Here is a 13,882-nt window from a genome sequence, read left to right as displayed (position 1 = left end):
TCTATGATATATTTAGTATATATCTATAAAATGTGGTGATAACAATAGAATTAGATAGAAATCAGCATTCAGTATACTTACTTAATTACCATTTGGTAATGGTGGTTAAGTATCGTCGAAAAGTAATTAACGATGAAATATCTGAATATCTTAAACATCGTTTTGTAGTTGTGGGACAAGCATACGGCATTAATTTGCAAGAATGGAATCATGATCAGGACCACGTACATGTTTTGTTTAGAGCAACGCCTCATACGGAAATGGCTAAATTTTTAAATGCTTACAAATCGTCTAGCTCCAGAATGGTTAAAAAACAATTTCCAGAAATCAAGCAATATCTTTGGAAATCAGCCTTTTGGACACAAAGCTATTGCTTAATTAGCACTGGTGGAGCGCCTTTAGAAGTTGTAAAACGATATATTGAAAGTCAAGGGAGAAAATAATGGTTCTAAAAGCCGTTAAAATGCGCATCTATCCAAATTCAGCACAACGAAATCAGCTCTGGCAAATCTTCGGTTGTGTTCGTTTTGTATAGAATCAAATGCTTAATATGCAAATTGAACGGCGCAAGAATAATCCGGAAGCTAAATTTGTGAATGCCTTTGGGATGAATAATCTGTTGAAACAACTTAAGGTTGAGTATCCTTGGTTGAAACAAGCAGAATCAACTGCTTTGCAAAGTGCTAATCGCAATTTAGCCGATGCTTTTCAACGCTTTTTTAAAGGTCAAAATAAGTTCCCTCGATTTAAATCCAGAAAATATTCTCAGAGCTACAATTCAAAGTACGTTAATGGCAATATTAAAGTTTTAGATTGCCATCATATAAAGTTACCAAAACTCGGTATCGTCTATTTTAGAGCTGGTCGATTGCCAATGGGTAAAATTAAGAATGTCACTGTTCGTCTGAACGTTGCTGGTCAATATTGCATTACTGTTTTAGTGGAAAGCGAAAACCAAATTCTTCCTAAAACAAATAAATATATTGGTGGCGATTTAGGACTTAAGTCATTACTTAATCTTTCAGATGGATGCAAGGAACCGATCAATCATTTTGAAGACAAATACCATAAAAAGTTGTATCGTTGGGAGAAATTGCGTAGTCGTCGATTCTTAAAGGCTCAGCAGGAAATCGCCTGGGATCATCATAATAAAGTGTTAGTTCCACGGCAATTAGATGATTTTAAGAATTATCAGAAAGCTCGTATTATGGTGGCGAAGTATCGGCAAAAGATTGCCAACCAACGGTTGGATCAGCTACAAAAATTCACTACTAAATTGGTCAAAAAGTACGACATCATTGTGTTGGAAAAATTTAATACTAAGGGAATGATGAAGAATCACCATTTAGCTAGAGCAATCGCTAACGCTAGCTGGTCAAAATTAGTAGATATGTTGCAATATAAGTGTGACTGGTACGGTAAAAAGCTTATTCAGGTCAATCCGTCATATACTAGCCAAATTTGTGCTAATTGTGGGAAGAATAATCATCGGTTAGGATTGAATAAATCGGAATGGTTAGCGGTACGTGAGTGGGATTGTCCAAACTGTGGTAAACATTTAGATCGTGATATTAACGCTGCACAAGTCATCTTGCAAAAAGGATTAGCTATCCGATAGATAAAGTTAGGCTCGGGACGAGCCTTGGCTAATAGTCGTAACCTCTGCTTGAAGGTTCGTTCAGAATCGGTAGGGTAAGTATGCGATGTTTCCAGAATCTCCCACTTCAAGCATTAAACCGTAGGTTTAGCTAAGTGGGAGTAGTCCAATTATACGAAAGGAGCTAAGGATATGTCTAAATTTCGCTTGCAGTCCGTTGTTTTTGTCTTAACCGCATTTTTATTAGGATGTAATGAATTTATGGTTGTGGGGGTTATTTCTGATATTGCCAAAAGTTACCATGCTTCATTATCAACGGTTGGCTTTTTAGTTACTAGTTTTGCAATTATTTATGCTATCTGCACGCCTTTAATTACCACTTTGACAGGTAAGTTTGATCGTTTTAAGGTTTTGATGGTGCTAATGCTAATCTTTTTAATCGGTAACACTTTAACCGCAGTTGCGCCTAACCTATTTTGGCTATTTGTTTCGCGGATTGTAACAGCTGCGGTCGCGGGGACAATTATTTCATTGATTCTTGTATTTGTAAGTATGATTGCGCCAATTGAAAAACGGGCAATGCTGGTCGCTTCAACTTTCGCTGGTTTTAGTATTGCTACGATTGTAGGGGTCCCCGTTGGAACGGCAATTAGTAATGCTTTTTCTTGGCGGGATAGTTTTGCCCTCATTTCGGTTTTAACCGTAATTATTTGTGGCTTTTTATATTGGCTGACACCACGGGACAGTCGTCAAGAAAATGCTTCGTTAAGTAACCAAGTTCAACTTTTTAAGGATCGGCGAATAATTCTTGGGGTTATCGTAATGGTAACATTAATGTCCGCTGAATATACCTTCTATACTTATGTTCGCCCAATTATTACCAATGTTCTTGGGTTTAGTACGACTAACTTAACATGGCTATTAGGACTTATTGGAATTACGTTTATTCTTGGTAATATATGTGCCGGCGTAATCGCAAATCGTTTTGGGATCACTAAACTTACTGTTATTAGTAGCACCGTCCTTATTTGTTTATTGTTGATGAATGCAATGTTCCATGTTGCATGGTTAGGGATCCTGTTATTGTGTGTTATTTGTTTTGTCCTAGGAATGCCCGGTTCAATTCTGCAAGTAATGTTTCTGAATATTGCTGATCGAGAGTATCCAGAAGCAATGAATTTGGCTTCTTCATTAAACCCGATTTGTACTAACGTGGGGGTATCGATTGGCTCCTTGACCGCCTCAATCAGTATTAATTTTGTTCAAATTAACCAGATTGGATACGTTGGAGCAATCTATGCCTTGATTGCGGTTTTTGGTTCGCTTTATCTGATTAAAACAAGCGCCAACTAGAAATGATTATATGCATTTGAAGAATTATTCCAATAGCAGTAAAATTATTTTTGGATTAATAGGTTTGATACTATTTGGGAGGATAATTTTATGAAGTTAAGTAAGAAGCAACTAGCAGCTACTTTTATGACTGCTGTTTTAGCAGGATCAGTAATGATTGGCTCTGTGGCAACTGCTGAGGCTGATAACGCCAGTGGACCACCAGAAGAGCAAGCGGATATTACTAATTGGATTGCCAATACCCCCGAACAAATTTCTAATAATATGGCGATGCAACACATTAATACCAATAACCTTAATGGCACTCGTTACATTATTCAATGGGGTGACACTTTATCGGGGATCTCAGCCGCAACTGGAATTTCTGTGGCTAAACTTTGCTACGATAACAACATTCAAAATGCTAATTTAATCTTTGCTGGGGATGTTCTTATCTTAAACCGTGAAGGAAGCGTTCCTGCTGGTTATGATCCCAATGTAAATCCGAATGTTGTTGCCCAGACAAAGATTACAATCAATAATGGCCCAACAACAGTGAATATTGCCGTTCAACCACAATCTGTTGTTAAGAATTACGATAATTCCGACAATTCTGATCATTCGACAACAATTTACAAGGCAGGCGCGGTAAATTCATTTAACAACAACGACAATGATAATGAACAAAGTGCTAGTCAATCCAGCTCAACTAAGTCTGCTAAGCATCAGAAGCATACTTCATCAGTCAGTGCTTCTGACATTGTGAGCGGCTTGAATGATGCCAATAATAATGACAAACTGTCCTTTGACGAAGGGGATGGGGGTAGTGACGCTGATGAACTTAATGTTGATTCAGCAGCTATCTTAAAGGATGCTAAGAAGAATGACTATGATGCGATCCTTAGTGAAATCGAAAGTGCCCTAGGTTCAAAAGCCAAGAAGGATACGACAGTTTACATTGAAAAAGATGGCAACGAGATCCATGTCTACGCTAGTGTTAATGATGACGCTGATAGCAGCAATAGTAGCAGCACTAAGGATGATGAAGATAGCGATAGCAGCAGTAGTAGCGAAAGTGAAAGCAGCGATGACAGCAGTCAAAGCAGCAGTGATGATGAAGATAGCAACAGTCAAGCTACTACAAGTGACCACGACACCGACACTTCTGACGATGAGTAATAGGGGATAAAAATGCAAAAAAAGACAAAAGTTATTATTTCTGTTTTAGTAGCAGTAATGGTTGTTATTGGCGGCTTTTATCTCTATGCTAGTCGGACAGTGGCTAAACGCCTTCCTGGTCACGTTTATGAATATACATCAGTGTCAGGTAATCAGAATGCTTATATGACCTTTGCCACAAGTGGGGATCAGGTTGTTGTTACTCCCGACAAGAATACGGCAATCAAAGCAAGTAATAGTGCTAGCGATTTTCAACAAGCCTACCAAGACAACGCCAAAGATGGCAAGTGGAATTATAAGGCGCAAGGAAATCGGTTGACACTTTCAAAACTGCAAGATGGGAAAGTCTCAATGTGGCAATATAATCATATGCTAGCATTAGGCAAAAAGATGCGGTCTGGTAACTTTACTTATCAGATTGCCAATGCCGGTCAAGGAATTGATCATAAAGCGACTAAGTTTGAACAAATTCGATGATATAAAGTTAAATAAAAGGGTCTCCCAATTCTAAAGGAGGCCTTTTTATTATGGATAAATATGAGATTCCCTCCTTAAAATGAAAACGCTGTGACAAAACACTTAAACTTAGCTAAAGCCCCATCAGTTTAATAATTAATCGTGATAAAATGACCATACATTAATATATTAGAATTTTGTTGTTAGGAGTGAGAGATGATTAAGGAGAAAAGATAATGGCAATTTACTTACGACGAGCAACTTTGGATGATCTTCAAAGTGTGATGACAATTATTGAACAGGCACGAGCACAATTAAAAGAAAAGGGTAATCCACAATGGCAAGATGGTCATCCTTTCCAGAAAACGATGGAAAATGATATTAAAGCTGGCTATAACTGGGTGCTAATTGATAATCAAAAAATTGTTGGGACGGCTACCTTACAACTAACCCCGGAACAAACGTATGAAGGGATTAAAGATGGATCGTGGTTAAAACCAAATGAGCCATATGCAATCATTCATCGATTAGCAGTCCTTCCTTCCCACAATGGTCAAGGTTTTGGGAAATATATCTTCTCCAATCTACTTACGGTTGGGTATTTGCAAGGAGTAAGGAATTTCCGTTATGATACTCATTACAAAAATATTCCTGTTCAAAAAATAGGCCAAGATATTGGTTTTATAAAACGCGGTACGATTTATATTGATGACAAAATTGACAATAAACATATGGGATTTGAACTGAATTTAAAATAAAAATTCCATCTGCCCTAAATGGTTATTAGGATAAATGGAATATAAATGCGGATGAAAACTAATTATGTGATGAATAGTTGTTGTGAGGCTCCTTAGAGGGCTTTTTTTCTTTGCAGCTTCCATTCCAACAAGCCGAATTCGACCACGTTGGTTAACGCAAATGCGCTCATCAAACTTAGGTTATTTTCGCGACATAAAATAATGCCAAGTGATCCTAGTAAAAGGACGATCGCCATTGCCCTAAGATCTCGACCATTAAAGCGTAAATGGCGGCGATTATAAAAACTATAAAGCCAGAGACAAAGGTAGAAGACGATGAGGTTAGATGCGACAAAGCAACTAAGAAACAAACGTGATACTTCTTCATCAGCCATATAGATAATCCCAGCCGTAATCGAGAGTAGGCTGATAATCATTACTACATGAGTGTACATCGCAATAAAGCCGCGAGTATGCTGATGATGATTTAAGAAGCGTTCTACTAGCAATGTATAGACGCCGAATAGGGCAGCTACTCCTAGAAAGATTGCGATTGCTAATGGTGAATAGATAGCGCCCTTAAAGTAATGGGTAATGTTAACAAGTGTTTCTCCGAACGTAATGATAATTATTAAACTTAGGCGTTCTACGAGGTGGGGAAAGTTGACTTGTTCCGGCCTAAACATGCGGTACATCACTAAGGGCATTAAAAAGCCGATTAAACCACCGGCAACGCAGAGATAGACACCATACTGATAACCAATAATCAGCCCGGTTACAAGAAGAATAAATTCTAAGTCAAGCGCAATAATAAATCCTTGGAGATCATGATCTCGTTTAAAATGAGTGCTAGAGCCAAATAAATATTGAAAGATTAAGTTAATAGTTGTTAGTGCTGCCGAAAGATTGAACGCATGAAATGTTAACCGCCATTCAGTATTAATATTATTAGCTAAATAGATGGCGGCAAACATACTAATCAATAAGCCAACTGTATCGACGGCCCGACTTGTTCCAAAGTGATTAATATAGACTGTCTGATAAAGCCAAATTTGTAAAACGAAGATAACGACAATGATAAATTCAACATATATTCTTGGCGGCAAGCTACCATCGATTGGATGATGAATCATCATTGTTATTCGAGAGATCGCATAAACAAAAATTAAATCATAGAAGAGTTCAAGCATTGATACTTGTTTAGCAACTATTTTTTTCATAAAAGTAATTCCTTCCTTGTAATTGCATTAATAATACCATTACTTAGTAGGAAAACTATAATTATTTCACTTTGACCAAATTGCGAACTTGCTGTGTACCCCAGGTCATTGCGATGATGACAATGATGGTAGTAACGGTACTGCCGAGCGGAAATGAATAATTTAGCAGAATTCGGTAAATGATAAAACCAATCAACCAGAGAATTAGGTTAGTCCATTGGCAATTTTGTTGACGATAATCTACTTTCAAAATGAAGTAATCTGTAATTTGAATCGCAATCATTGGGGCAAAAACTGAGCCAATAAGATAAAGAAAATTACTGAAGTTATCCATGGGGAAAATTAATGCACTAATTGTTCCTAGAATAGTTGCACCAATTGCGGCCATTGTTCCCGACCATTTATTGAAAATCGTTTTTGAAGAAACACCAGCAGAATAAGCGTCCATAAATGTCGTTGTGATTGTGGAAAAAATAATGATAAATAAACCGGCAATTCCCAAGCCGGCCCGTAAAATAATCGTGGCGATGTTAATGTCATGGGTAAGGATAGCAGCTCCTAAACCGATGAAGGCCATCCAACAACTAGTCAGGCCATAGACAACTGCACTAATCCCGCTAGTTGGCACGGGTCGTTGAGCAACACTGGTGTAATCACTAATAAGTGGCAACCACGATAATGGCATGGCGATAACTAGCTCCATCCCCTGGGCCCATGACAATGTATCAGTTGATGAACTAACAGAATGGTGGGTAAAAATTGCTGCGCATAGGAGGCCGCTTAAAATTAATAACGTCGAGATGGTTACAAGATTAAGATAATAAAGGTGCCGAACCCCAACGAGCAGCCAACCAATGATCAGGGCGCCGATTAAAATGACCCATAATGCTTGATTAAGGTGCCAGACCCCATTGGCTGCTAATGCACCGTCATAAATCATGATTCCGGTCCAGCCGATCAGTTGGAGAACGTTCAATAAGACAAAAAACTTACTGCCATTTTGCCCAAAACTAATTTTTGCAGCATTCATTGAACTGAGACGTTGCTGACCGCCGATAATTCCAGCTAAAAATAGCAAAAAACAGCCGATAAGGTGACCGATGATAATTACGGCGATCCCTTTTGTAAAACCAAGGGGTGCCAAGTAAGTCCCGGTTAGGATTTCGGCAATTGAAATTCCAGCGCCACACCAAATCATGCTGTTTTCGGTAATTGTTGTCTGTCGTTGCATAATTCCACCATCCTTATGTTTAATTTGATTAAGATAGTGCAAAGTAAAAAGCGACCAGTAATCACTTTGATCCTGGTCGTCCTTTATTAATCCTTCCTACGTTGGCATTATCCAAATCAGGTTCATTGGGTCGAGACGCATAGTCCCCTCTCAGCCTGTCTGCAAGCTCCCCGTTTATGCAATTCAACGTTAACCTTAGCAAATCTCAGTTGAATGTCAATTAATGATCTTAATTTACTGATTAAGCCAGACACTGCTCCTGTGATGTGATATAGTAAGGGTGTAATTTTTAAGTAAAGTGAGGGAAGATCATGGCTAAATACACTGTTGAATTAAGTGAAGAAGATATCCAAATGATCAAGGATTGTCATTCAAAGAATCCTTCTATCATGAAGGCAATGAACGACGCTAAAAAAGTTGAAGATTAATAGGTAGACTGGAAAGAAGAGGGAAGCATTCTTTCTGGTCTTTATTTACGTTTGGGGAGGATAAAATTGAAAAAATTAATGGAAGTTCTTGCGATTGCTAGTTTGGGCGTTGCCTTAACTGGTTGTGACAACTAAAGCACGCAAAGCAGTAGTGAATCGCACCACGATAGTTCATTGTGGAATAATCAAAAGAATGAGCAGTTGGCATCGTTTATGCAAAAATGGGGACCAACAATGCACCAATCCTATGAACAATATGATGGTCAAAATGAATTGAAGGTTTCAACAGAAATAACATACCCCGATGGTTTAAGCAAAGAATTAGTAGAAGGTCAGTCTGGCTTGATTGGCTGGGCACCATCAGGCAAGGGTGATTATGAATATAATGTTGTAGCAATCTATAATCATGACGGGACAGAACCGCCATTGCCAAATCGAATTACATACTTCTTTGCCTTCCATAATGGTAAACCGGTTGTATTAGTTGACCAATCAAATAACGGTGATCCAGATTGTCATCCGACGACTAATATGGATCTTGAAAACAATTTTGAACGAATCGCAACAGAATCTACTAAATAATCTTGGAAATAGATCCTTTAGTTTGTTATACTAAAATTAGTTTCGCGTATAATGGTCCAGCAAACTCAATTTGAGTGGCTGGACTTTTTTTGGCTCTACGTCAAGTAGTGTTGATACGCAAATATGAATCATCGCCAATTAAATTGGTCTAGTTAGAACTGTCATTCGTGACGGTTCTTTTTAGTTAGCTTGAATTTGGTGGCCAATAATTAAATAAATCCGAGTTTTAAATGCCGTAAAGTAACGATAACCACAGGCAACTCGTTTGATAGTCTTAATTCGATTATTAATCCCTTCGGTTCAACCATTTGAGAACTTAGTCTCAAAGCCACGCTTAATCCCCTCTTTATAACGCGCTAAAACCTGGCAACGGTGGATTGTATAATGGCTAACACTGTCTGGCCGAAGTTTAAGTAATTGAAAGAAAGTTGTAAAATCACGTTGATTATAAGCATGCTTCAAGGATTGGATAAAATTATAAGTGGCTCTTAACTCTTGGTCATACCCTAACATTAAGTCTAAGATTATCATGGAATTAACAACGCGATTAAAATAACGTCCTTCGTAATACAATTTTGTACTTAAATTTTCTCGATCTTGAAGAAATAGCCGCCAATAATGTTTAAGACGACGAGCTTGTTTCTGCTCCGCTGAACCACCTTTTCGCAAACGGTTAAAGACATGAATTCGTACATGATTCATCGTGTCATTAAGGTGTTTGGCAATGTGAAAGCGATCATAAATAATTTGAGCACAAGGAAAAACTGTTTTAACTAGTTGGTCATAAGCAGCGTTCATATCCATCACCAGATATTTCACTCGGCAACGAGTACGACGCTTAAACTGTTGATAATGTTTAAATAAGCTACGTAATCGGCGATCTTCAAGGAGCTCAAATAAGCAACTTCGATCACCATCAACGGCGATAAAACTCATCTTGCCTTTAGCGCTCCGCATTGATTTAAATTCATCAATGCATAGTGTTTCCGGCAGATAGTTTAAATTCGGCTTGTATTGATCAGCGAGGTCCAAAAGGACCCGCTGGACTGAAGCTTCACTGATGAATAAGTCATGAGGCTGGGAATTAACTATTAATTCTTGGTTCTCTAACAATAAAATCCGGACTATGATTTTTGATCGATCCAAAAATCGTAGTTCGGATTTTAAATTATTTATGAAATTAGTCTTCAATCGACTAATTGATTGGCCAAATTTCGTTAGATTTAATGCCACCAGGGCTAGCCCAATGTCATTTTCCACAGCCCCTTGGCCACGGAGATGAGTTCGGCGTATGCCAAAATCCCTCTTCATGTGACCAAAGACTGGCTCAACGTCGAACTTCCGTCGACGATAAATTGCCTTGCCTTCGTCACTTGAGAGGGTTGCTTTTACTTTAGCCTTGTAATAATTCCACGTTGGGTTAACCTGCATATAGCGTTGCCGACCACCTGGTGTTTTTGCCAACTCATCCAATTGCACTGACAGTTGGTGCTTATCCGCTCGATAGAGTTTGAAATCACGTTCGAAACCATATTTATCGGTTCGCTTACTATACCGATAAAAGCTAAAACGGACTCCTAAATGATCGATGTAGTAATCATCCTCGGCATTATACTGCCAATTTTGTGATTTAGTTGGATCGTTTTTAAATTTACGTTTCTGTTCCTTTTGATAGGTGGTGTATGGGATAACCGGCCGCTTTTCAAACCGATCAAGAATCATTGTATAATTGTACTCACTACCATAGCCTGCATCGGCGACGATATGTTCAAAGAAATCTAAAGCATGAAACTGGGTAAGGAATGGCACTAAGGTCCTGGTGTCAGTTGGATTTAAAAACAGCCCGTAATCAAAGACAAATTGCTTATGGGTAGCGATTTGCAGGTTATAGCCGGGCTTCAACTCCCGATTCATCATTGGATCTTCCTTCATACACATGAAGGTCGCATCGTGGTCAGTTTTGGAATAGCTATTACGACCTTGGAAGATATTTTCAGCACGTTCATACTTTTTGGCACGCGGAATTAGTTCGTTGCTTAATTGGTGACGAAGCTTTTTAGAAAACGACGGCGCCGTTTTCTAACTGAACCACCTTTGATGATTTTTGGTTCTTGCTTAATCTCTTCATCTAGCTTAGTGATTTTCTCCGCCAGTTCTTGTTCCATTACTTCCATGCCTTCGGCGAAAGTAACCAGCTCCGGTGCCATTTCTTGCACCACTTGCTTTTCTACTAGTTCCTCATAAAGCTTACTTGTCTTTTCTCTTAACTTAGCGTGATACTTTTCAATTGCCCGTCGCCAAGTAAATGAATATTTATTGGCATCGGCTTCTACCTTGGTCCCATCGATAAAAACTGCATCATTTTGAATTAGTCCGTGATCTTTCAAAGCCATGGTAAAGTAAACAAAGGCATGTTTAATTAGCTTACTAGCGTGCTGACTGCGTCGAAAGTTATTGATGGTATGGTAGCTATAAGTATAATCATGAGCTAACCAACGCATTGGCAGGTTCTCATCCAACATCATTTCAATCTTTCTTCCAGAATAAGTTTGACGTGCGTAGGCAAACAAGAGAATCTTAAGCATAATTGCTGGATGCGATGAAGGGCGGCCGGTAGCCGCTCCTGAATCTTCTAATAGCACATTTTGTGGAATCGAGTCGACAAAATCACTAATTAGCCGCGCAATATGATTTTGTGGTAAATCATAGTTATAGTTTAGTACGAATTTGGTTTGTCCTATGGTATAATTTTAATACATGAAAATTGCTCCTTTTGGTTGTTTTGTGGTAATTACATCATATCAGGAACGATTTCCTGTGTACATAAAAACCGGATGATGAATTGTTCAAAAAATTCATCATCCGGTTTTTATTTTGGACTAGGAGTTTTTTCCCAGCCTCGAAATGTCAATTTAAGTTAGAAAGAAAATAGTTGCTCATCAGTGACGTAAGATATGAATACTTCATATGGAGTTCGATAGCCTAGTGATTTACGGGGCAGGTTATTTCGCTTACTCATCAGTTGGGTTACCAATTCATCAGGAAGATTGCGGAAATCTAGCTGTTTCGTTAAGCCATCCCGGCGTAAAAGACCGTTGTTGTTTTCGTTCAGCCCTCGTTGATTGGGAGCACCAACCTCGGCAAAGTAAGTGTGAAGGTCAAATTGATTGGCAATCTCGCGCCAGCCGGCGAATTCTTTTCCGTTGTCAAAGATAATCGATTTGAAGAAGTGCCGCGGGAATTTCCGAAGCCACTGACTTAAGTGTTGGTTAATCGCATCAGCCGTCTTTTCGTGCACATTGAGTACAATTTCGACCTTCAATTGGCGTTCGGTCAGGGTCATTACCACCCCTTGGTGCTTTTTGCCTTGGACGGTATCAGCTTCAAGGTGCCCAAATTCAGTGGCATAGTGCGGAAAGTCCTTGGCACGCTCGTGAATACTTCGCCCCAATTGGCCAGCCTTCCCGCGGCGCTCGACATAGCCATTCGGGTGCCGCTTACCTCGCATCGGCAAGGAACGGACATCGAAGCCGAACTGGCCACGTTCAAACATCCGGTAAAGAGTTCGCCGGTTACAACTAATTGGGCGCTCAGCGCGCCCAATAATGGTATCAGGCGTCCACCCCTGGGCAATTTTGTCGTTGATATAAGTGAGTTCAGCCAGTGACAACTGAGTACGTTTTCGGCCACAACGTTGCTTATTGCGCATATAGTGATCTTGATAATCAGCAATTGAGGCACCGGTTTCCAGGTAACGATAAACGCGATAAACGGTTTCGGCGCAACGTTTGATCATTTGGGCCACTCGGTACGCTTTAAGCTTTTGCACGAAAGAATGGGCGATGATTGTCAGCTCGTTTGTGGTAAGATGGGTGTAAGTCATTTGTGGTTTCCTTTCTTTTGTTTAGGGGTATTCAAAAGTCTACCACAAATGGCTTTTCTATTTTTCTAACTTAATTTTACAAACGGCGAATAATAAAAAAAGGAGGTCGTTTCAATGAAAAAAGCTATTTTTGAAAAGGCGGGTCAAATGAAGATTGTTGATGTTGACCGTCCAACAATTGAAAAGCCTGATGACGTAATTATTAAGGTAATGCGGACCTGTGTTTGTGGTTCTGACCTATGGAACTTCCGAGGAATTAATCCGGTTGAAAAAGATTCTGAAAACTCTGGTCATGAAGCAATTTGAATTGTTGAAGAAGTTGGTGAAGATATCACTACTGTCAAGCCTGGGGACTTTGTGATTGCTCCATTTACTCATGGATGTGGGCACTGTGCTGCTTGTCGCGCGGGCTTCGATGGTTCTTGCCAAAGCCACAACGATAACTTTAGCTCTGGTGTGCAAGCTCAATACGTTCGGTTCCAACACGGTCAATGGGCGCTTGTTAAAGTTCCGGGCAAGCCAAGTGACTACAGTGAAGGAATGCTTAAGTTCCTCTTAACCCTTGCTGATGTTATGGCTACTGGTTACCATGCTGCACGAGTTGCTAACGTTAGTGAGGGTGATACAGTTGTTGTAATGGGTGACGGTGCTGTTGGCCTTTGTGCGATTATTGCTGCTAAGATGCGGGGCGCTAAGAAGATCATTTCTACTAGTCGCCATGCTGACCGTCAAGCCCTTGCTAAGGAATTTGGTGCTACTGACAATGTTGCTGAACGTGGTGACAAAGCGGTTCAAAAGATCATGGAACTCACTAACGGTGCCGGTGCTGATGCTGTCCTTGAATGCGTTGGTACTGAACAATCAACTGATACTGCCATGAAAGTTGGCCGTCCAGGTACCATCGTTGGTCGGGTTGGCTTACCTCATACCCCAAAGATGGACATGACGGTGCCATTCTACAACAACACTATTGTCGGCGGTGGTCCAGCATCAGTAACCACTTACGACAAGGACGTATTGTTGAAGGCTGTTCTTGATGGTGACATTAACCCTGGTAAGGTCTTTACTAAGAGTTTCAACCTTGACCAAATTCAAGAAGCTTATGAAGCAATGGATAAGCGTGAAGCAATCAAGTCTTACATTATTATGGATGGCTTTGAACGCGATTAATATTTAAAACTGATTGAAACAATAGGGGCTGGGTGAAAATTTTTGTTTTCTCTCAGCCTCAACTACT

The 13,882-nt window shown here is 39.6% G+C and carries 8 protein-coding genes, 5 pseudogenes and 1 riboswitch; of the genes and pseudogenes, 8 read left to right on the top strand and 5 right to left on the bottom strand.

From position 1 onward, the window contains the following. Positions 1-44: 44 nt before the first annotated feature. The 6 genes and pseudogenes from tnpA (at position 45) to SH603_RS09850 (ending at position 5,322) form a co-directional block, all read left to right on the top strand. On the top strand, positions 45-443 hold the full coding sequence (tnpA, locus tag SH603_RS09875; protein WP_041816984.1) for an IS200/IS605 family transposase: 399 nt from the start codon (positions 45-47) through the stop codon (positions 441-443). After that, positions 443-1,618 (top strand): annotated as a pseudogene (locus SH603_RS09870) (RNA-guided endonuclease TnpB family protein). The gene tnpA and the pseudogene SH603_RS09870 overlap by 1 nt, the downstream one beginning before the upstream one ends. 171 nt (positions 1,619-1,789) lie before the next feature. Continuing rightward, complete coding sequence (locus tag SH603_RS09865) at positions 1,790-2,950, top strand: MFS transporter (protein WP_169473263.1); 1,161 nt, start codon at positions 1,790-1,792, stop codon at positions 2,948-2,950. A gap of 90 nt (positions 2,951-3,040) precedes the next feature. Then, positions 3,041-4,108, top strand: coding sequence for a LysM domain-containing protein (locus SH603_RS09860; protein WP_321533910.1), 1,068 nt, complete (start codon positions 3,041-3,043; stop codon positions 4,106-4,108). Between the two features lie 12 nt (positions 4,109-4,120). Further along, entirely contained in the window at positions 4,121-4,585 is a 465-nt protein-coding gene (locus SH603_RS09855; RefSeq protein ID WP_169473267.1) for a hypothetical protein, read from the top strand. 215 nt (positions 4,586-4,800) lie between these two features. Continuing rightward, positions 4,801-5,322: a GNAT family N-acetyltransferase gene (locus SH603_RS09850; RefSeq protein ID WP_169473269.1), complete on the top strand. Its 522-nt coding sequence runs from the start codon at positions 4,801-4,803 to the stop codon at positions 5,320-5,322. A gap of 92 nt (positions 5,323-5,414) precedes the next feature. On the opposite strand, the gene SH603_RS09845 is transcribed toward SH603_RS09850, so the two are convergent. Both SH603_RS09845 and cytX read right to left on the bottom strand, forming a co-directional pair. Further along, positions 5,415-6,521, bottom strand: a complete 1,107-nt coding sequence (locus SH603_RS09845; protein WP_321533909.1) for a low temperature requirement protein A — start codon at positions 6,519-6,521, stop codon at positions 5,415-5,417. A 61-nt stretch (positions 6,522-6,582) separates the two neighbouring features. Beyond that, positions 6,583-7,752, bottom strand: a complete 1,170-nt coding sequence (cytX, locus tag SH603_RS09840) for a putative hydroxymethylpyrimidine transporter CytX (protein ID WP_225436817.1) — start codon at positions 7,750-7,752, stop codon at positions 6,583-6,585. A 75-nt stretch (positions 7,753-7,827) separates the two neighbouring features. Beyond that, positions 7,828-7,934, bottom strand: a riboswitch (TPP riboswitch). 312 nt (positions 7,935-8,246) lie between these two features. On the opposite strand from cytX, the pseudogene SH603_RS09835 reads away from it, so the two are divergent. Continuing rightward, a pseudogene (locus tag SH603_RS09835) lies at positions 8,247-8,762 on the top strand (DUF4767 domain-containing protein). Positions 8,763-8,942: 180 nt separating this feature from the next. On the opposite strand, the pseudogene SH603_RS11405 reads toward SH603_RS09835, so the two are convergent. The 3 genes and pseudogenes from SH603_RS11405 to SH603_RS09820 all read right to left on the bottom strand — a co-directional run. Continuing rightward, a pseudogene (locus SH603_RS11405) lies at positions 8,943-9,731 on the bottom strand (ISL3 family transposase); the annotation flags it as partial. Between the two features lie 168 nt (positions 9,732-9,899). Beyond that, positions 9,900-11,503 (bottom strand): annotated as a pseudogene (locus tag SH603_RS11400) (IS1182 family transposase); the annotation flags it as partial. 176 nt (positions 11,504-11,679) lie between these two features. Next, positions 11,680-12,645, bottom strand: coding sequence for an IS30 family transposase (locus tag SH603_RS09820; RefSeq protein WP_321533908.1), 966 nt, complete (start codon positions 12,643-12,645; stop codon positions 11,680-11,682). Between the two features lie 114 nt (positions 12,646-12,759). Here SH603_RS09820 and SH603_RS09815 point away from each other — a divergent pair. Continuing rightward, positions 12,760-13,815, top strand: a pseudogene (locus SH603_RS09815) (zinc-binding dehydrogenase). Positions 13,816-13,882 lie beyond the last annotated feature (67 nt).

It is taken from the genome of Limosilactobacillus reuteri (genome assembly GCF_034259105.1).
Classification (GTDB): Bacteria; Bacillota; Bacilli; order Lactobacillales; family Lactobacillaceae; genus Limosilactobacillus; species Limosilactobacillus reuteri_G.
This window is presented reverse-complemented; position numbering and strand designations above follow the sequence as displayed.